The organism is Halorubrum sp. LN27 (genome assembly GCF_016635065.1).
In the GTDB taxonomy this organism is placed as follows: Archaea; Halobacteriota; Halobacteria; order Halobacteriales; family Haloferacaceae; genus Halorubrum; species Halorubrum salipaludis.
The window spans coordinates 920,127-939,543 of the sequence record NZ_JAEPET010000001.1 but is presented as its reverse complement, the minus strand read 5'-3'; the positions used below and the strand labels follow the sequence as shown (position 1 = coordinate 939,543).

General features: G+C 65.5%; 19 protein-coding genes and 1 tRNA gene. 13 read left to right on the top strand and 7 right to left on the bottom strand.

What is annotated here, in order from left to right:
• Positions 1–22: 22 nt before the first annotated feature.
• Complete coding sequence (locus JIN95_RS04635; protein ID WP_095637738.1) at positions 23–370, bottom strand: hypothetical protein; 348 nt, start codon at positions 368–370, stop codon at positions 23–25.
• A 114-nt stretch (positions 371–484) separates the two neighbouring features.
• Between JIN95_RS04635 and JIN95_RS04630 the strand changes: the two genes are divergently transcribed.
• The 4 genes from JIN95_RS04630 (at position 485) to JIN95_RS04615 (ending at position 3,495) form a co-directional block, all read left to right on the top strand.
• Complete coding sequence (locus tag JIN95_RS04630; RefSeq protein WP_095637737.1) at positions 485–988, top strand: winged helix-turn-helix transcriptional regulator; 504 nt, start codon at positions 485–487, stop codon at positions 986–988.
• A 93-nt stretch (positions 989–1,081) separates the two neighbouring features.
• The gene (locus JIN95_RS04625; protein ID WP_095637736.1) at positions 1,082–1,966 is read left to right on the top strand and encodes a sulfite exporter TauE/SafE family protein; all 885 of its coding nucleotides are present in this window, start codon (positions 1,082–1,084) and stop codon (positions 1,964–1,966) included.
• An 84-nt stretch (positions 1,967–2,050) separates the two neighbouring features.
• Positions 2,051–2,737: an SCO family protein gene (locus JIN95_RS04620; RefSeq protein WP_095637735.1), complete on the top strand. Its 687-nt coding sequence runs from the start codon at positions 2,051–2,053 to the stop codon at positions 2,735–2,737.
• Positions 2,738–2,832: 95 nt separating this feature from the next.
• Positions 2,833–3,495 carry a DJ-1/PfpI family protein gene (locus JIN95_RS04615; RefSeq protein WP_200530643.1) on the top strand — a complete coding sequence of 221 codons (663 nt, stop codon included), beginning with the start codon at positions 2,833–2,835 and terminating at the stop codon, positions 3,493–3,495.
• A gap of 54 nt (positions 3,496–3,549) precedes the next feature.
• On the opposite strand, the gene JIN95_RS04610 is transcribed toward JIN95_RS04615, so the two are convergent.
• Positions 3,550–4,029 carry a universal stress protein gene (locus JIN95_RS04610; RefSeq protein ID WP_095637733.1) on the bottom strand — a complete coding sequence of 160 codons (480 nt, stop codon included), beginning with the start codon at positions 4,027–4,029 and terminating at the stop codon, positions 3,550–3,552.
• A 281-nt stretch (positions 4,030–4,310) separates the two neighbouring features.
• Between JIN95_RS04610 and JIN95_RS04605 the strand changes: the two genes are divergently transcribed.
• The 6 genes from JIN95_RS04605 (at position 4,311) to JIN95_RS04580 (ending at position 10,706) form a co-directional block, all read left to right on the top strand.
• Positions 4,311–5,264 (top strand): hypothetical protein, encoded by a 954-nt coding sequence (locus JIN95_RS04605; RefSeq protein WP_200530642.1) that lies wholly within the window; start codon positions 4,311–4,313, stop codon positions 5,262–5,264.
• Positions 5,265–5,433: 169 nt separating this feature from the next.
• The gene (locus tag JIN95_RS04600; RefSeq protein WP_200530641.1) at positions 5,434–5,757 is read left to right on the top strand and encodes a helix-turn-helix transcriptional regulator; all 324 of its coding nucleotides are present in this window, start codon (positions 5,434–5,436) and stop codon (positions 5,755–5,757) included.
• 546 nt (positions 5,758–6,303) lie between these two features.
• Complete coding sequence (locus tag JIN95_RS04595; RefSeq protein ID WP_200530640.1) at positions 6,304–7,302, top strand: tyrosine-type recombinase/integrase; 999 nt, start codon at positions 6,304–6,306, stop codon at positions 7,300–7,302.
• Positions 7,303–7,666: 364 nt separating this feature from the next.
• Positions 7,667–8,320: a hypothetical protein gene (locus JIN95_RS04590; protein ID WP_200530639.1), complete on the top strand. Its 654-nt coding sequence runs from the start codon at positions 7,667–7,669 to the stop codon at positions 8,318–8,320.
• Positions 8,317–9,309 (top strand): hypothetical protein, encoded by a 993-nt coding sequence (locus tag JIN95_RS04585; protein ID WP_200530638.1) that lies wholly within the window; start codon positions 8,317–8,319, stop codon positions 9,307–9,309. The genes JIN95_RS04590 and JIN95_RS04585 overlap by 4 nt, the downstream gene beginning before the upstream one ends.
• A gap of 287 nt (positions 9,310–9,596) precedes the next feature.
• A complete protein-coding gene (locus JIN95_RS04580) occupies positions 9,597–10,706 on the top strand; it encodes a hypothetical protein (protein ID WP_200530637.1) in 1,110 nt (369 codons plus the stop codon).
• Between the two features lie 201 nt (positions 10,707–10,907).
• Here JIN95_RS04580 and JIN95_RS04575 read toward each other — a convergent pair whose 3' ends face one another.
• Positions 10,908–11,306, bottom strand: coding sequence for a ribonuclease HI family protein (locus JIN95_RS04575; RefSeq protein ID WP_200530636.1), 399 nt, complete (start codon positions 11,304–11,306; stop codon positions 10,908–10,910).
• A gap of 438 nt (positions 11,307–11,744) precedes the next feature.
• Positions 11,745–11,818: transfer RNA gene (locus JIN95_RS04570), tRNA-Tyr, on the bottom strand.
• 152 nt (positions 11,819–11,970) lie between these two features.
• On the opposite strand from JIN95_RS04570, the gene JIN95_RS04565 reads away from it, so the two are divergent.
• Positions 11,971–12,876: a hypothetical protein gene (locus JIN95_RS04565; protein ID WP_200530635.1), complete on the top strand. Its 906-nt coding sequence runs from the start codon at positions 11,971–11,973 to the stop codon at positions 12,874–12,876.
• A 25-nt stretch (positions 12,877–12,901) separates the two neighbouring features.
• On the opposite strand, the gene JIN95_RS04560 is transcribed toward JIN95_RS04565, so the two are convergent.
• The gene (locus JIN95_RS04560) at positions 12,902–14,635 is read right to left on the bottom strand and encodes a S8 family serine peptidase (RefSeq protein ID WP_200530634.1); all 1,734 of its coding nucleotides are present in this window, start codon (positions 14,633–14,635) and stop codon (positions 12,902–12,904) included.
• A 241-nt stretch (positions 14,636–14,876) separates the two neighbouring features.
• Here JIN95_RS04560 and JIN95_RS04555 point away from each other — a divergent pair, with 241 nt between their 5' ends.
• Positions 14,877–15,461 (top strand): NAD(P)/FAD-dependent oxidoreductase, encoded by a 585-nt coding sequence (locus tag JIN95_RS04555; protein WP_200530633.1) that lies wholly within the window; start codon positions 14,877–14,879, stop codon positions 15,459–15,461.
• A gap of 85 nt (positions 15,462–15,546) precedes the next feature.
• Here JIN95_RS04555 and JIN95_RS04550 read toward each other — a convergent pair whose 3' ends face one another.
• On the bottom strand, positions 15,547–16,785 hold the full coding sequence (locus JIN95_RS04550; protein WP_200530632.1) for an FAD-dependent oxidoreductase: 1,239 nt from the start codon (positions 16,783–16,785) through the stop codon (positions 15,547–15,549).
• A 263-nt stretch (positions 16,786–17,048) separates the two neighbouring features.
• Positions 17,049–17,282 (bottom strand): DUF2892 domain-containing protein, encoded by a 234-nt coding sequence (locus JIN95_RS04545; RefSeq protein ID WP_095637727.1) that lies wholly within the window; start codon positions 17,280–17,282, stop codon positions 17,049–17,051.
• Between the two features lie 82 nt (positions 17,283–17,364).
• On the opposite strand from JIN95_RS04545, the gene JIN95_RS04540 reads away from it, so the two are divergent.
• Positions 17,365–19,284 carry a prolyl oligopeptidase family serine peptidase gene (locus tag JIN95_RS04540; RefSeq protein WP_200530631.1) on the top strand — a complete coding sequence of 640 codons (1,920 nt, stop codon included), beginning with the start codon at positions 17,365–17,367 and terminating at the stop codon, positions 19,282–19,284.
• Positions 19,285–19,417: the final 133 nt, after the last annotated feature.

Sequence of the window (19,417 nt, the reverse complement as noted above, 5' to 3'; positions counted from 1 at the left end):
GCGGGAATCGCCCGCTCGTCGGTCACTCCGACCGCGCGTCGCCGCCCACGGACCCCGGTGCGTGCGCGTACACAGCGTAGAGGACGAGCGCGGCGATCAGGAAGTCGAGGCTGTGTTCGAGGTAGTGATGGACCGGCATCGGCACGACGCCGAGGACGGTGCCCGCGCCCACGACCGAGCGGGCGAGGAGGGCGCCGACGGCGACGCTGATAAGCGCGTACTGCGCGCTCCGGCGGCGGCGGTACGCGACGAGGCTCACCACGAAGAGGAGCCCGGTCCCGGCGCCGGCGACGAACACGACGGCGAGCAGCGGTAGCGACCCCTCTACGCCCCACCCGCCGACGGTCGCGCTCGCGGGAGTCGGAATCACGTTGTCGGGTCGTAGTGCGGCGCGCGACAAGAATACACTCCCGGACCGCTCCCGCTGGGAGGGAACGCGCGCGGAGGTTTTAACCGCCGCTCCGGTAGCCGACAGCGAGCACCCATGCCGGACACCAGAGCCCGGGTCCGCCGACACGTCCGCGACACGCCGGGCGTTCACTTCAACCGGGTGAGCCGCGACCTCGACATCGCGACCGGACAGGCGCAGTATCACCTCCGCCGGCTCGTCCGGGACGGTGAGGTCGCTGTCGAGCGGATCGGCGGGCGAGCCCACTACTTCGACCCGACCTTCGGTCCGTGGGAGCGGCGGGCGCTCGCCTTCCTCCGGCGAGAGACCGCCCGGGCGATCCTCGTCCGACTGCACGCCGACGGACCGACTCGACCGAAGGCGCTCGCGGACGAGCTCGACCTCGCGCGCAGCACCGTCTCGTGGCACGTCTCGAACCTGGTCGAAAGCGAAATCGTCGAGAAGTCCGATGAGCGACCCATGCGCCTCTCGCTCGCGCGCCCCGAGCGGACCGCGGCGCTCCTCGACGAGGTGTCGGCGTCGCTCCCGGACCGGATCGTCGACCGGTTCGTTCGGACCGTCGACAGCCTGTTCGAGTGACCGGGTCGCGGTCGGTCGTCGACACTCCTTCTCGCCGCCGCATTCGTCGATCGCACCAGATCCGTTAGGGTCGCCCCCGGACACCGATCGATCATGCGCGCACTCGGGGGCGGCCTCGACTCGCTGGCCCGTCAGACATCCGTCCCGGCGGCGACGTGCGAGCCGACCGGGACGATCCACTCCGTCGAACCGCTGAGCCTCGGCGTGTTCCTGCTCGTCGGGCTCCTCGGGGGCGCCCACTGCCTCGGGATGTGCGGGCCACTGGTCTCGACGTACGCCGACCGGATGCGGGCCGACGCCGCGGGCGGTGACGGCGGCCGAGGGCGGGCCGCGCGGGCCGGCGGTCGAGACGATCTCACCGTGCGACAGGTGCGCCAACACGCGCTGTTCAACTTCGGGCGAACGGCGAGTTACGCCGCGCTCGGCGGACTGTTCGGCCTCGCGGGGAGCCTCGCGTTCGTCACCGCACGGACGGTGACGACGGTCGCCGACGACGTCCGCGCGCTCACGGGCATCGTCGTCGGTGCGGTCGTCATCGCGATCGGCGTGCGGTACGCACTCCGACTGGAGCTCCGGCGTATTCCGGTTCCCGGGATCGAGGCCGCCTCGGGGGTCGTCACCCGGCGGATCGTCCCGCGCGTCGACGCGTGGGTCGGTGACTGGCGGATCGTCGGGCTCGGCGCCGCGCACGGGCTCTTGCCGTGTCCCCTGTTGTACCCGGCGTTCCTGTATGCATTCGTGCAGGGGAACGCGCTCGGCGGCGCCGCCGCACTCGCCGCGCTCGGGCTCGGCACCGTGCCGGCGCTGTTCCTCTTCGGGACCGTGTTCGGGTCCGTGAGCGTCGACACCCGGATGCGCCTCCACCGCGCGCTGGGCGTCGCCTTCGTCGCACTCGGATACGTCCCGCTCCAGCACGGCCTCGCGACGCTCGGGGTCCCGCTGCCGCACCCGCCGATCCCGTACTACTCGCCCTTATAAACACCCGTCCACTCCGGATCGCTGGGCGAGTCGTTCGACGCCCGCACCAGACCGGTTATGCGCCCGCAAACCGTCGGTTTCGGCATGCAACGGCGAGCGTTTCTCGGCGGGATCGCCGCGGCGACGACGGGCGCGACTGCCGGGTGTACCTCCGCGTTCGGCGGCGGCCCGGAGGGCGTCGTGCTCGGTCCGCAGGAGGACCAGATCGCGGACAGCGGGGACCTCGCGTACCCCGCGTACGGCGAGCCGCTCCCGGCGTTCGAACTGCGGGACCCGATCGCCGGGATCGCCGTCGACAGCGAGGCCGTCGAGCGGACCGCGATCGTGACCGGTGTCTTCACCTCCTGTCCCGCGGAGTGCGGGATCCTCCTCCGGCGGCTCGTCGGGGTGCAGCGGCGCGTCGCCGACGCGGGGCTGACCGATGAGACGCTTTTCCTCCCGATCACGTTCGACCCCGAGCGCGACGACGAGGCGGCGCTTCGAGACAACGCCGAGTCAACCGGCGTCGACCTCGACGCGGGCAACTGGCACTACCTCCGGCCGGAGACCCGGGAGCGAGCGAAAGCCGTCGTGGGGGACCGACTCGGAATCGGGTTCGAGCGCACGACCGAGAGCGACCGGCTGCAGGGGTACGACTTCACGCACGTCGTCGTCACCCTGCTCGTCAACCCGGACGGCGTCGTCGAGCGAGCCTACCGAGGCGAACGGATCGACCGCGACCGCGTCGCCGGCGATATCGAGACGGTCGTCGAGGCGTTCGCCGGGGAGTGAGCCGGGGAGATACGTCGGAGGCGAGTCGAGGGCGAGTCTCCGGGAAAGCACACCGGGGAAACGCACATGCCGCCCTGGCGCGTACGGTCCCGACAGTGAACGTCGATATTCTGCTGTACGACGGGTTCGACGAGCTCGACGGGATCGGGCCGTACGAGGTGTTCGACTACGCGCTCGGCTACGCCGCGGAAGAGGAGAAGGATGAATCGGGCGACGCCGATCCTGCCGACCGACCGGGCCGCGTCCGGTACGTCACGCTCGACGAGCGCGAGCGGGTGACCGCGAGCCACGGGACCCGCGTCGGGATCGACGGCGTGCTTCCGGACCCGAACGGAGGGGGAGCGCCCGACCTGCTCGTCGTTCCCGGCGGCGGCTGGACCGCGCGCGACGAGGACGCGAGCGCGTGGGCCGAGGCGCAGAAGGGGGATGTGCCGCGCGCGCTCGGCGAGTACCACGCCGCCGGCGTCCGGACCGCCGCGGTGTGTACCGGGGCGATGCTCCTCGCGGAGGCGGGCGTCACCGACGGGCGGCGCGCGGTCACCCACGCCTCCGCGATCGACGAGCTCCGCCAGTCGGGCGCGACGGTCGTGGACGCGCGGGTCGTCGACGACGGCGACCTACTCACCGCGGGCGGGGTGACCTCCGGGATCGACCTCGCCCTCTACCTCGTCGAGCGCGAGTTCGGCGAGGAGATCGCCGACCGCGTCGCGACCGTCATCGAGTACGAGCGTCGGTACGAGGTGGCCGGCGAGGAGTGAGCGGGGAGGAATCGGGCAATCGGGCGCCGAACGCCGAGAGTTCGACGTGCCGAGTCAGTCGCCCGCGCTGTCCTCCGGTAGGGGCGCGGTGTCGCCGGCGTCCTCGCCGGCCTCGTTGGTCGTGGTCTCGCCGTCGGCCTCGACCGTGATCACGGTGCAGTCGAGCTCGTCGCGGAGATACGCGTCGATGTCCGGATCGGAGAGGAGCTTCTGGACCATCCGCCGCCAGCGGCCGGCCTGCTTCGAGCCGATGACGACCACGTCCGCCCCCTCGGCGACGATCTCCTCGAGGATGGTCTCCTCGACGAGGAACCCCCGGCGGACGACGTACCGCGCGCGGTCCAGCCGGCCGATCCGCTGCTCGACGGCGCGTTTCAGGTCGCTGCGGGAGACGCCGCCCGAGTTCTGATAGAGGTCGACGTGGAAGACGGTGAGGTCGGCGTCCCGCTCCTCGGCGACGCGGACGGCCTCTCGCAGTGTCGCCTCGGAGTGCGACGACGGCGGGAACCGGACCGGCACCACGACGAGAGTCATGTCGGAGACGTAGCAGGCGGGGCGTAAATACGCTGTCGGTGCGAGTGCTCGATCTGAGAATCGGGGCGCCGGATCCGCCCGAATTCGGCGGTTCGGCCCCAGATTCTTTGAACTCGCCGCCGTATCGTCGCGCACATGTACGGCACGACCCCGATCCCCGCGGGCGGCAGCGAGGCGTCGCTCGCGGCCGCCGACCTCTCGGCGGCACGACCGAACGCGTCCCCCGCGACGCGCCGGCGGCGGTCGTCTCCGTGCCCGCCTCGAGGTGACCGGCCGTTGCGATGACCGACCGCTCCGACGGGGGCTCCGCCGCGGCGTCACCTGCGGAGGAGATCGCCGCCGACACGGAACACGGCGCCTCGCACCTCTCGGTCCGGGCGCTCGAAGCCCTCCGCGACCGGGCGGCGGCGCTCGCCGCGGAACGCGAGGGCGGCGGGTCGACCGCCGCGTCCCCCGACGAGGAGTTCGAGGCCCTCGCCGCGCTCGCCCGGCGGCTGCTCGCTGCGCGGCCGTCGATGGCGGTCCTCCGGAACCGCGTGAACCGGACGATGACGGCCGCCCTCGACGAGGCCGGGGGAGCGCCGGTCGACGCGCCGACCCTTCGGGACGCCGCCGCCGACGCGATCGACCGCGCGCTCGCGGCCGACGCCGCGGCCGCCGCCTCGGCGGCCGATCGGATCTCGGGACCGATGCTGACGCTCTCGCGGTCCGGCACAGTCGGGGCGGCGATCCGAGACGGCGACCCCTCCCGGGTGTTCGTCGCCGAGTCGCGGCCGGCCCGCGAGGGAGTCGCCGTCGCGGAGTCGCTGGCCGCGGACGACGCGGTCGACTGCCCGGTGGTCGTCCACACCGACGCGGCCGTGGCACACGTGCTCGCCACGGAGCCGGTCGACCGGGTCGTGGTCGGCGCGGACACGGTCCTGCCCACCGGAGCCGTCGTGAACAAGACGGGGACCCGGACGGCGGCGCTCGCCGCGGAACGCGAGGGGATCCCCGTCACCGTCGTGGCGGCGACCGACAAGGTGGCGACGCGCGATCGCGCCGTCTCGGAGACCGGCGACCGGTCGGCGGTGTACGACGACGACACACCGATCGAGGTGCGGAACCCGACGTTCGACGTGACGCCGGCGGACCTCGTCGACGAGGTCGTCACTGAGCGGGGGGCGCTCGACGCGGACGGGATCGAGGCGGTCGCCGCGGAGCTGCGGGCGGCCGCGGCGTGGACGGAGCGGTAGGGGTGAGCGGCACGGATCGTGCGACTTTCCTGATCGCAGAGCGGCCGAGGCACCGCGAGAATCGGGGGAGAGATAGATACGACCGGTCAGTTTACCTAGCCCGCTTTGCCGGATCATGGTTCCGGATCTGATACATAACTCTGAAAAGGATTGGTGAGATGGCCGACATATGGGCGAAATCTCTAACTGGCGCAGCAAGAGGGTTCTCCGCAAATACCACGTTGAAAAGGGTTGGAGCGCCGAGGAGATAGCAGAAGAAGCGGGCGTTTCACCGGCCTTAATCACGGATTATCTGAACAATCGGGACTTGCTAAACGCGAGTTCAACTTCCAGCACGGAACGCAAACGGGGAGATCAAAAGAAGGAGGAGAAACGAGAGACGCATACCTGTCCGGAGTGCGGAGACGAATTTGATTCAGTCGATGACTGGTCGGATCATCACCAATCCGAACACTACAGCTGGGACGTACACGAGATGCAACAGCCGGAATAGGAATTATTGACAACGTGGCCGCTTGTCCTAGCGATTTTCCCTCAATTCTATCTGCCTAACGGCCGGAGGGATGTCTCGTTTCCACACCTGATCGAGCGTCGTCGGGTACGGCGCCGCGCGCTCGATCGCGTCATCGAGAGCGACCTGCAGACCGATACGCCCGAAGTCCGCGATACGTGTCCGGCAGTGGGACCGGATCGAGGTGAGCTGAACGTGGCTAATGCCACACGGAGACGTGATGTATCGCAATGGCGCCCTCCGGTCAACGCCTGTCGCTCGCGGGTGTGAAGAACCAGTCCGCACTCCCCGAATTGAACGCCGGAAGACGATCGCCTCGCGTCGCTCGGCGCTGCGTCTTCCGAGCCACCGTTCGCTCCCCTCACGAGGACGAGGAACAAGTCGATCTACGGTCGACTGCGATTCAACGAGAAAACCAGTCCGCCCTCCCCGAATTGAACGGGGGACTGCGGCGGGATAACAGGGCGGCATCGGGCCACCTGCTCGGCTTCCCCGACCGTCGCCGTGGGTTCGCGGAGATGACAACCGATGACCCAAGACCTCGAACCCATCGCACCACAGAAAGCAGTCGACCTCTACCTCGCACAACGGGAAGACGACGCTTCTGAGAGAACCGTACAGGCCCACAGATACCGTCTCAAGCACTTCGTGCGCTGGTGTGGACAGGAAGACCTCACCAACCTCAACGACCTCACTGGCCGCAGGCTGTACGAGTATCGGCTCTGGCGGAAGGACGACGGTGACCTCAATCCTGTCTCGCTCCGAACCCAACTCTCGACACTCCGTGCCTTCGTGCGATTCTGCGAGAGCATCGACGCCGTCGAGTCAGGCACGCACGAAGAAATCCTGCTCCCGACCCTCGATGCCAACGACGACGTGAAGGACGAAATGCTGGACGGAGAGCGGGCGGAAAAGATTCGAGAGTATCTCGAACGCTTCGAGTACGCCTCTCGAAAGCACGTCCTCTTTGAGATTTTCTGGTCGACGTCGATACGGATGGGAACCCTGCACTCGCTCGACCTCGAAGACTTCCGCTCGGACGAGCAGGCACTCGCAATCCGTCATCGTCCCGATGGAGGCACGTCTCTCAAGAACGGCGAGAGGGCAGAGCGAATCATCGCCTTACCAGAGCGCACCTGTGAAGTCGTGAGCGACTGGATTACCCATACTCGCCCCAACGTGACGGACGACAACGGGCGAGAGCCGCTCATCACTACGGAGCAAGGGCGTGTCAGTCAGAGCAACATCCGTGCCCTCGTGTATCACATCACCCGACCCTGCTACTACGGAGAGTCTTGCTGTTGCGAGGAGCAGTATCCTTACTCCTACGCCAGCAAGTGCGAGATGTCACGGAGTCCACACTGCTTGCGGAAGGGGAGCCTCACCCATCTCCTGAAGAACGACGTGCCGAAGCAGGTCGTCTCAGACAGGGCAGACGTATCGCCCGACGTCCTCGACAAGCACTACAACAAGATGACCGAGGAGGAGAAGATGGAGCAACGGAGGGAGTACCTCGACTCGATGTGAGCGCCCGATTGTCATAGGATTATATGAGAGGGTGAAGGAACTGGTAGACCACCCCTCTTTGAATGACAGACAGCATAGATAACACAGTGGGTTTTAAGAGTGTATGGGTATCTACGTTCGTCTAGAAAAGTTGCCTCACAACGCCTCAGTATACAGAAAAACAGCATAGAACTGGTCGCTACCTTTAAGTACAATGCTAACCAATAATAGTGTAAGGAAGTCAGAAACGTATCGCTCGCTGATTAGCCACTTCTCCTGCTGAGGGTTCCTGTGTAGACAGGGATTTGAGCAGTGGGTATGGCAGTCGTGGGACTGTTCAGGACTGCTCTTGAGCGATGGGTTTGGCTTTGAGGAGTGACCAAATATGACAACAAACAGTAACGACTCTGGCAATCAGGAGGACAGGGAAGCGTCTGGCGAGGACGTGGATTCAGACACAGCGGAAGCCGTAACCGATGGAGGGCAACCGCTCGCATTAGAGGAGCGGCTCGACACAGGTTCAAAGTCGTGGGAAGACGTCGAGAAGGACAAGGGGTATCTCCATCATCGACCGAGTTTTCCACCCTGTACGAGTGCTCGAACCACCCTTCACTCCCGAGATGCAGACGATGATAGGAGGGACCGATACGAGGTGTTCTTCCTCCTGCAACACGGTCGTCAGCATCCCGCCGAGCGCCGAGCCAACGGCTACAGCGAGGGATGGGATGGCCAGAAGGTGCGTCCAGAAAACGTCTGGAAATACTACCGAGCGCACATCATCCTCTCAAGGGCAGGTGTCAACGAACCCGTGAAGGAGTGGTCCGTCCAGAGGGTGATGGCGGAAGACCTGCAAGGATTCAGTCGCTATTACGAGGGTATCGACGGGGCCGCTATCGGCTTCGCTACACTCTGCAAGTACGACGACGTCGAGATGGCGAAAAACTCCTATCTGGTGGATGAAGCCGAGGAGATGCTCGATGTAGACGGTGAGAAACTGGTCGAGTACGTCTGGCGGAAGTACGGAGATGATGTCCGATGAGTCGCTTCGAGTTCTTCTCTGGTGAGTCCGACTCCCGCTTCTCGTTCCATCAGGACAACGGGGATAACACAGGTGGTGGTGACCGTTTCCCAAGTCGGCTGAAGGACCACGACCAGTGGCTCGTCACTCACGACAAACCGTGGGACGACGACTGGCACAAACGGTCAAGGTATCCAGCCAGTTGGAACGGCGATGGCGACCTCCTCCCCTTCGAGGAGGCGTACAGTCGATACGAATCGACGGATAACACGGGGATAGCCTTCCGCTTCACCGATGATGGGCCGTTCATCGGCTTCGACTTCGACAAGGTGAGGGTAGACGGTGACTTCACGGACGAAACTCTCGACCTCGTGCAACGGCTCAACTCCTACACCGAGGTATCGAGTTCGGGAAAGGGACTCCACGTAATCGCAGAAGGTGAGAAGTTGGACGACCGCCAGACACAAGGCTACTTGACCGAGGCAGGTCACCTCGAAGTCTACGATACGAACAGGTACTTCGTCCTGACGGGAGAGGTGTACGACGGCTTCACATCGGTCCAGAGCGGGCCCTCAGTCGTCCGAGAGATACAGGACGACTATCTTCCCGAACAGCAGACGTTCACCTTCACAGGCCAGCAGAAGCCTGTGAAAGAACAGCAATTCGGCGGAGGGAAAGTGGACGCAACTCCCGAACAGGTACGGCGAACGATACGAGCCTACGTCAAGACCGACAGCCACGATGTCGACCGAGAGGGACTCCGACTGTGGCGAGGCAGTGACGAGGGGCGACCGTCTGCATCGGAGGCAGATATGGCCTTCGTGAAGCAGTTGCACTACTGGTGTCGAGGTGACCAGCAGTTGATGGACGAGTGCTTTCGAGCCTCTGGTCGAATACGTCCGAAGTGGGACGAGGTACACTCCTCTAACGGAGCCACGTATGGGGAGATGACCATACGGAAGGTCTGTCGAACGAACAAAGGCACCTTCGGAGGGAGGTACGTGAAGTGAGATAGAGTTCGAGAGTGTTGGTATTTACCACCCCACCCGTGTTATCCCGTCGGTCATTGACCGAGGTGCAAGGGGTTAATTCAATATACAGCATATCTCGTCCAAACCCTTCATATAATGCTATGACAATCGGGTAGAAGTCAGATACAACCTCTGTGAAATTCAAGAGTATTAGCATTCAACACTACCCTCCACGAGGTATTTCAAATATACATCATATCTTAACCGTTCCCGCTACACAAGATTCTTTCCGAAGGAATAATACGAACTAGAGTACGACTTCAGGTATGATTAGTGGGTCTGATATCAAAAAGGGCTTTAATATTCTCATAGAAGATGGGGCACACGAACTGACGAATAAACTTAAGAATAGATATTCTAACCCTTTTTATTCAGCAGAAGATAAAGTATTAGGGTATTACTATAACAAAAAAAGAGGTACAGATAGGAATCAGAAGGATTTAATACATAAATTAATAGAACAAGAAGAATTTGTACTCGTGATTTTAGATGCTTGTCGATTTGACTACTTCCAAGAAACCTACAAGGACTATTTAGATGGGGAATTAAAAAAAGTATGGAGTGAAGGTTCAAGAACCCCAGAATGGATTCCGAAAACTTGGACAGAAGATTACAATATAACATACGTGAGTGGAGCGCCATATATGTCCGACTTCAGAAAAGACTCTCTCTCTGGAAACTATACACCGAGTGAACATTTTGAGCGAATAAAACACGTGTGGGCAACAGATTGGGATGGTAAACGGTACACAACAAATCCATCTGCTATTACTAATACTGCTCTATCTCAGATATCTAGTGATAAGAAAACACGGTTAGTTATACATTATTTACAACCTCATCAACCATATATTGGGAACGCTTCAGACGAATTTCGTGAGAAGCCTGAAATTCCCATATGGGACGCCTCCCAGACATCTTATTCTCTCGAAGAGATATATAAACTGAATGACCCTCAGACAAGGCATACTGAACAGCCAGACCTGCCAAGATATCTTGTGGGTGAACAAATTAGAGACGGAAACCTCACGGTTGAAGAATGGCGAGCGGCTTACAAGCGGAATTTAAGAGCAATTTTCAACGAAGAAATAAAAACATTAGTTAAATATATTAATCCCGAGTGTACCACAGTGATTTCATCTGACCACGGAGAACTTTTGGGCGAGCGTTCTGAAATATTCAACAGACGTTTAAATATGCATCCAAGTCGTGTTGACCCACGTTTAAAAGAAGTTCCTTGGTTTACTGTAAATAAAGAGCATCTTGAAGGGAAACAAATCCCAGATTCGAAGATTTATAATCAAAATGCGGAAAAAAGTGATATTTCATCAACTGACGTGGAAGAACATCTTGCTGATTTAGGATATTTAGAGTAATATCTATTTTTATCTTCCAAGTTACAACAACCGGATGGTTTTCATATCGTTGTTTCCGAAATATGGATGCCTCTCGGTGAAAAACCTCGCAGACCACCGAGCGCATATGGCTGGTTTCAGGTAGTAACTACAGGATAGCACAGTGGTGGTGTCCTCCATAGGGGTATTCCGAGATAGGGTCTATCCCGAAGTCAGTCTCACTCAGTCGGAGAAGGCTTGGTCCACCAACTCGTCGGCTTTCCAGTTCTCCTCTCGCGGAATGTGCTGTATCTCGAATTGCTCGAACTTGTGAGCCAACTCCTGCACGCGGTTACGCAGTGGACGGAGTTCTGGCTGGTTCACCGCATACTCACCACGGACTTGCTTCACGATTACCTCGGAGTCACCTCTCGCCTCGACCTCGGTACATCCCTTCTCGGAGGCGAGTTCCAACCCTTGAATGAGGGCGCGATACTCGGTTCGATTGTTGGTCGATTCTCCGATGTGTTCACTCCCTTCCTCGGTCCAGTCGTCAGTCTCTACGATGTATCCGATGGCCGAAGGACCGGGATTATCTGGTCGAGTTCCTCCGTCGAACTTCACGACAGCAGGTGTGGTCATCTCAACCCACCACCTGTGCTATCTCGCCTGTTCATCACTCGATACATAATTCTCTGCGTTTCTGATTGCATCATTAGTTTCCTCCATACAATACTATGACAATCGGGCGGTCGAGTTGAGACGAGAGTATTAAGAATCATTAAAGACCAGAAACGTGGGTAATATCTGGACCAATCTCCTGAGTCGGGGTGGCCTACCTCTGTGGAGCGAGTTTGACGCGCTCTTAAAAAGAAAACACGCTTCTCAAGGATTGTACGACCAACTAACAGCATTTTAGAATTTCGGGCCGAAAGTTTCTAGGTTCCCCGATACGCTCGGCTATACGCGAACGCACGACGGCGGTCACCCGAGTTCGGTGACCTGTTCAACCCAAACGGGGCGAGATGGAATCGCACGACAACGCGGCTCCGCTCGGCTCCGAATCGTTCGGTGAGAAAGTCCGCCCTCCCCGAATTGAACGGGGGACAAGTCGATCTACAGTCGACTGCTCTACCAGGCTGAGCTAAGGGCGGTTACCGAAACGTAGCCGCTGGATCGGACTTAAGGGTTCCCTTTCAGCAGCGGTGTGATCCCGAGTACCGCAGGCCCGTGTCGGCGCTCGGGACGCGGCCGCCGCCGTCGACGGCGCGGGGCGTTTATGTCGCTCGGCGCAGGAGCGACGGGTATGAGCGACGGCGACGACCGACAGGCGACGTTCGGGTCGGACGGGAGCTTGGAGACCGACACGACGCCGGACGCGACCGGCGAGAACGACTTCGGCGAGGAGAAGGAGGCCAACGAGACCGACGGCGGATACAGCCGGTACGTCGTCTCCAGCCTCCTCCAGAAGGCGGTGCGCCGCTCCGACGAGGAGGTCGCCGCGTGGGCCGCGTGGGAGCTGGCCCGCTCCGGCTACGCGTGGAACCTCTGGGACCGACTCAACCTCTACGTCGTCGAGGACCTCCGTGCGGGCAGCGACGTGGCCCTCACGATCGAGCGGTACGAGGAGCTCGCCACCGAGCGCTGGGAGCCCGCCGAGTGGAAGGGGCGGATCTGCGCGATCCACGCCGCGCTGGCCGCCGCCCGCGCCCGCTCGACCCGCGAGGCCTCGAACGCCGACGCCTACTTCTCCGCCGTCGCCGAGGTCCGGGCCGAGGCCCGCGAGCGCGGCGAGGAGCCCGCCCACGACTTCCCCGTCGGCGACCTCGAACCGGAGGGGCCGTTCGACGCGGTCTTCGACGGCCACACCGGCGAGGGCGCGCGGCGGGACCGCGGGACGCGATTCTTCAAGACCCACGGCGCCCGCGTCGGCCCGGAGGGTGAGAACGACCAGAGCGCGCGCTGGCAGCGCCTCGCGATGCTCCTCGACGACGAGACGGACTACTCGGCCGAGGAGCTCGACCGCGCCGTCGAGCCGGTGGACCCCGAGAATCCGTGGGACGACGGCGGCCCGGACGGCGACGGGGGGTCGGACGACGAGCGCGACGCCTCCGGAGACGGCGACGACTCCGAGCAGGAGAGCGATTCGGACGCCGAGCGCGACGGCTCCGAATCCGAGCGTCGCGGCTCGCTGTCCGACTTTTCGGAGTGACGCCGTAGTTCGGCGCCGACGCCTCTTACCTTCGCCCGCCGCGCCGCGTCGTCAGTCCCGCGACGGCGACGATCGCGACGACGGCCGCGACGCCGCCGAAGCCGGGCGCGCCGTCCTCGGATCCGGTCTCCCTATCGGCGCTCCCGTTCGTCTCCCCCTCGTTCGTCGAGTCCGCCTCGGGCGGGGTCGCTTCCACCGCCGCCCCGACCGCGGCCGGCGCGTCGACCACGCCGTGCCCGTACCGGTCGTCCGGTTCCGTGGCGTTCGTCGGATGGACCGCGGTGTCGACGATCGCGGCCTGGAGGTCGTCGTCGTCGACTCGGCCGTCTGTCGCCGCGACAGCGAGCGCCGCGATCCCGCTCACGTGCGGTGCGGCCATGCTGGTCCCCTGCCTGCGGACGTAGCCGTTCCTCGTTCCCGCCTCGGCGCTGACGACGCCGACGCCGGGCGCGGCCACGTCGGGGACCACGTAGCGCTCCGGCCACTCCTCCGGGTAGGTCTCGAACGCCGCGGAGGCGTTGATCGGCTGGCCGCTGGAGAACGCGGCGACGGCGCGATCCTCGTCGACCGCGCCGACCGCGAGCGCGTCGTACACGTTGGCCGGTCCCGACGAGGTGTTCGCGCCCTCGTTGCCGGCGGCGGCGACGACGACCGCACCCGTCGCGCGGGCGTTGCGCACTGGACGGATGAACCCGCGGAAGGTCCCGGAGGAGCCGAGGCTCAGCTGGAGCACGTCGGCGTCGCTCTCGGTCGTCGCGTACTCCATCGCGCCGATCACGGCCGCGAACGTCGCGGTGTCGTTCTCGCCGAACGCGTCGAGTCCGACCAGGTCGGCCTCGGGCGCGACGCCGATGTGGGTCCCCGAGGCGTCCCCGCCGGCCACCGTTCCGGCGACGTGCGTGCCGTGGCCGTCGGGGTCGCTCGCGTCCGCGAGGTCGTCGCTCACGACGGTCCCGTTGTCGTCGAACGAGGCCCATCCCGAGAGGTCGACGTCGCGGTGGCCCGGGTCGACGCCGGTGTCGATCACCGCGACGGTGGCGCCCGCCCCACGGGTGTCGAACCGCTCCCACGCGGTCGGGGCGCCGACGAGCCGCAGGCCGGCGGTGTACGACCCGGACGGCTCCGCGTCGATCTGGAGTCGCGGCGTCTGCGGTCGGTGGTTCTGCGACGGCGGCGTCCGCGGTCCCGGCGCTCCGCTCGACCGAGCCGACGCGCGGAGCGGCTCGACCGCGACGTTCCGGTGCACGTCGGTGACGTTCGCGACCGACAGCAGCGACGCCGCCGTCACCTCGTCGGCGTCGACGGTCACGAGCATCGCGTTCGCCAGCCAGAACTCCCGTTCGACGGTCACGCCCGCGCGCGAGTCGGCGAACGCCTCGAACGCCGCCTGCTCGGCAGCGGCGTGCTCGCGGAGGTCCGCGACCGCGGCGGAGCCGTTCCCGTCCGGCTCGCCGAGCGCGTCCGGGTCCTCGACCGGGGTGAACCGGACGATCACCTGAGTCGTTCCGTTGGCGTCGTCGAGAGGGGTCGTCGCGGCCGCGGCGTCGTGGGTTCCCGCACCCGCAGCCGCCCCCGCGGCCCCTCCGTCGGCCGCGACGGCGACTCCGGACAGCGCGGCGACGAGGGCCAGGGAGAAAACGAGGACGCCGACGGCGACACAGCACGGGCGGAGCGCCCGGACGAACCGGGGGACGCGGACGGCACGGGCGGCGCTGGCCGCGTCGGTCCCGGGGGAGGCCGACGCGCGGGCGGCGGTCATACCTACACCACCGGCGGCGAGCGCAAATACCTTCGGCCGGATGGACGCCGGAAGAGGGCGCCGCCGGAGTGTTGCCGACGGAGAGGGCCGGCGGAGAGGGCCGGAAAGGGCGCCGACGGAGGGGGCCAGCGGAGGGCGCCGGAGAGGGCACGTCGGCAGAGTGGTGCCCGCGACTCCTCGGCCGACGCGCCGATCCCCGCTTTCGCCAGCTCTTATGAACGTGCGCTTATTATACACGCGTATGGCAGACGTAGCAATCGTCGGCGGCGGACCGGCAGGGCTCAGCGCGGGACTGTTCGCGGGCAAGAACGGGCTCGACGCCGTCCTGTTCGACACCGACAAGACCTGGATGCATAAGGCGCACCTGTTCAACTACCCCGGGATCGGCTCGGTTGGCGGCAGCGAGTTCCTCGCGACCGCCCGCCAGCAGGCGGACGACTTCGGCGTCGACCGGAAGCAGGGCGAGGAGGTCACCGCGGTCGAGGCGTCCGGCGACGGGTTCGTCGTGACCACCGAGGCCGGCGAGTACGAGGCCGACTACGTGGTGCTGGCGACCGGCGCGAGCCGCGACCTCGCCGAGTCGCTCGGCTGCGAGTTCGACAGCGACCTCGTCGACGTCGGCGTCTCGATGGAGACGAGCGTCGAGGGCGCCTACGCGACCGGCGCGATGGTCCGCGCCGAGGAGTGGCAGGCGGTCATCTCGGCCGGCGACGGCGCCGCCGCGGCCCTCAACATCCTCTCGAACGAGAAGGGCGAGCACTACCACGACTTCGACGTGCCCGACACCGCGACCTCCGTGTTCGGCGGCCTGATCGACGACGAATAGGGCTCGAGGATCGTGGGGCAGTTTTCTTAGAAACGAGCGTAAGAGCGTCTCGCGGCGCCTCAAACGCGGCGGCCGCGACCGGTCCCTATCGGCCGACGCCGACCACGTCGCTGTCGGTCGGATTCGTCCCGCCGTACCGCTCGACGAAGCCGTCGAGTTCCGTCGGATCGTCGGCTCCCGGTAGCCGTTCGTCGGCGGTCTCGCAGGGCTCGTCGACGCCGAGGCGCTCGCAGACGCGGTCGGCCGTCACCTCGGCCATCTCGCGGTAGGTGGTGAGCTTCCCGCCGACCACGCTGAAGAGGTTCGAGACGCCGTCGTCCGCGTGGTCGATCAGGGTGAAGCCGCGCGAGATCCCGCGCCGGTCCGACCCCGCCTCGTCCGGGGCGTACAGCGGACGGACTCCCCACCACCGCCTGACCTCCGGGGCCTCGGCGACGGCCGGGAGCATCGCCGCGCACTCCGCAACCGAGCGTTCGACCTCCCAGTCGGCGGTCTCGTACTCGTCCGGATCGTCGACGGGGACGCTCGTCGTGCCGAGCACGACCTCGCCGTCGTGGGGGACGACGATGTCGCCGTCGTCGGGGTCGCGACACCGGTTCAACACCGGGCCGAGCCCCTCGTGTTCGACGGAGACCATCACGCCGCGGCTCGGCGCCATGCCGACTTCGACCCCGGCCATGTCGGCGATCCGGTCGGCCCACGCCCCGGTCGCGTTGACGACGTGCTCCGGTTCGAGCGTCGCGTCGAGGTCGCCGCCGACGCGGACGCGGGTCACGCCACCGGGACTCTCGCCGTCACCGACCTCGATCGATTCGACCGGCGCGTGCGGGTGCACGGCGGCACCGTGTCGCTCGGCGTCGGCCGCGTTCGCGGCGACGAGCCTGGACGGGTAGATCACGCCGTCGGGCACCCGGAACGCCTCGGCGACGTCGTCTGCGAGGCCGGGGACTAACTCGCGGGCCGCACCGCCGTCGAGCCGCTCGGTATCGATGCCGATCGACTCACAGGCCGCCAACTTTTCCTCGAAGTAGTCGGGATTGTCGTCGGACAGCCGGACGAACAGCCCGCCCGTCTCGCGCACGCACTCGCCGGCGATGGATCGGAGCGTTCGGTTCTCTCTCAGGCACTCCTCGGCGCCCGCCGCGTCGCTCTCGGCGTATCGGGCTCCGCTGTGAAGCAGCCCGTGCGAGCGACCGGAGGTCCCGCCCGCGAGCCCGCCCCGATCGACGAGGGTCACGTCGACGCCGCGGAGCGCGAGATCACGGGTAACGCCGGCCCCGGTCGCCCCGCCGCCGATCACGAGCACGGTGGGCTCGTCGCTCACCGGCGATCACCTCGGAGACCGGCGGACCGAAACCCGAGGGATCGAAGCCCGGAGGAACGGTTGTCACGAGCCCGTACGCTGCTGTTCGGGTGGGTTCGGCGCCTCATGTGAAACGGTACGGTTACCCGCACTTGACGCTGCCGCCGCCGGCGATCAGAGGCCCCGGAACACGTGCGCTGTAGCCCACCCCGACGGATCGGTGACCTCCCCCCGACGGATCGGTGACCTCCCCCCGACGGATCGGTGACGTCCGTTCGATACCGTTACCGCGAATCCCCCGCCGACGCCGGACACGTGTCCACGCCGAGCAGCGCGTAGAGTCCGCAGGTTCCGGTCGCGGCGGTGCCGAGCATGAGAAGGGCGGCGATCCCGAGCACGGGCGCGGCGAGCGCGGGCAGCGGGACCGCCCCGCCGAGCGTCGCGAGCGAGGCGATCCCGAGGACCGCTCCGAGGGCCGTCCTGACGCGCTTGTCCGTCGAACCGACGTTCTGGTTCATACGTTACAATACTACACACAAGCGTAAATACGTTCCCATGGCCGGGAAACGTTGAAGTCGATACGCCCGTCGTTTCGATCGGATGTCCGACACTGACGACGCCGACGTGCTCCGCGAGCTCGCCTCCCTCCCGACGATCGCGAGCCCGCGGGCGTCCCCGGACGGCGAGACGATCGCCCTCTACTACGACGTGACCGGCCGCAACGAGCTTCACCTCCTCGATCCCGCGGACGGGTCCGTTGAGCAGCTGAGCGACGGCGAGGTCCCGCGTTCGGTGCGCGCCGGGTTCGAGTGGGACCCCGCCGGCGACCGCCTCTTTTATCACCGCGACGAGGACGGCGACGAGCAGCACGACGTGTGGGCGATGTCGCTCGACGGCGAGACCGAGCCGGTCGTCGAGATGGACGGCCAGATCTACCTGCTCGACGTGGGCGAGGCCGGCGAGACGCTGCTGTTCTGCTCGAACCGCGACGGGCAGATGAACCTCTACCGGCACGACCTGCCGAGCGGCGAGACGACGAAGCTCACCGACCACGAGCGCGCCGCCGGGTCGGGCCACCTCTCGCCGGCGGGCGACCGGGTCGCGTACTCGACGAACGAGACCGACGCGTACGAGAACAGCTACGTCTACGTCGCCGACATCGACGGTTCGAACGCCCGGAACCTCGGGATCGGCGAGAGGGGCGCCGAGGCGCGCCCCGTCGACTGGGGCCCGGACGGCGACCGACTGCTCGTGAGCGACAACACCACCGACCTCGGGCGAAGCGGGATCGTCGACCTCTCCGAGGGGGTCGACGGCGAGGCGGGCGACGACGCTGCGGTCGACGTGACCTGGTTCGGCGGCGACGAGTTCGAGGAGTCGCCGAGCCACTTCCTCGAAGGCGGCGACCGTTTCGTCGCGAGCCGGACGCGCGGCGCCGTGACGGTCCCGATTGTCTACGACGCCGAGACGGGGGAGGCGCGCGAGCTCGACTTCCCGGCCGGCGTCGCCAGCGTGACGGAGGGGCGGCTGTCCGACGACCGCCTGCTTGCCTACCGGACCACGTCGAGCGAGCGGCCGGAGCTGGTCGCGTACGACCTCGCGAGCGACGCGACGGAGACGGTGCTCGACGCGGAGTACGGCCCCTTCGATCCGGACGACTTCGTCGAGCCCGAGGTCGTGACGTTCGAGTCGGACGGGGTTCCCGAGACCCCGGCGCGCGCGGTCGACCACGACCCCTACGAGACGTTCGAGATCGAGGGGCTGCTGTTCGACTCCGGGCGACGGCCCTCGCCGCTGATCGTCAACCCCCACGGGGGCCCGCGGCACCACGACAGCAGGCGCTTCAGCTACCGCGTGCAGTTCCTGCTCTCGCGCGGGTACTCCGTGCTGCAGGTGAACTACCGCGGCTCCACGGGGCGCGGCCGCGAGTTCGTCGAGGAGCTGTACGACGACTGGGGCGGCGCCGAGCAGGGCGACGTGGCGGTCGGCGCCGAACGCGTCCTCGACGCGTACGACTGGCTCGACGAGGACCGCGTCGTCGTGTACGGCGGCTCCTACGGGGGGTACTCCGCGAACTGGCAGCTGGTCCAGTACCCCGACCTGTACGCCGCCGGGATCACGTGGGTCGGCGTGAGCGACCTCTTCGACATGTACGAGAACACGATGCCCCACTTCCGGACGGAGCTCATGGTGAAGAACCTCGGGGAGCCCGACGAGAACGAGGCGATCTACCGCGAGCGCAGCCCCGTGAACTACGTCGAAAACATCGACGCGCCGCTCCTGATCGTCCACGGCGTCAACGACCCGCGGGTGCCCGTCTCGCAGGCCAGGATCCTCCGCGACGCCCTCGACGACGCCGGCTTCGAGGAGGGCGTCGACTACGAGTACGAGGAGCTCGGCGAGGAGGGCCACGGCTCCGGCGACATCGACCAGAAGATCCGGTCGCTGGAGCTGCTCGACGACTTCCTCGACCGGCGGATCGGGGCCGAGCGCACCGCGGTCGCGTCGCTGGACGACTGAGTCGGTGGTCGCGTCGCTGGACGACTGAGTCGGCGAGCGCCGGCGGGACACGGAGCGCCGCCGAATCCCACGCTCGACGCCGAATCCCACACTCGCCGCTCCCCCGCTGTCGACCGCGAGACTCGAGGTCGGC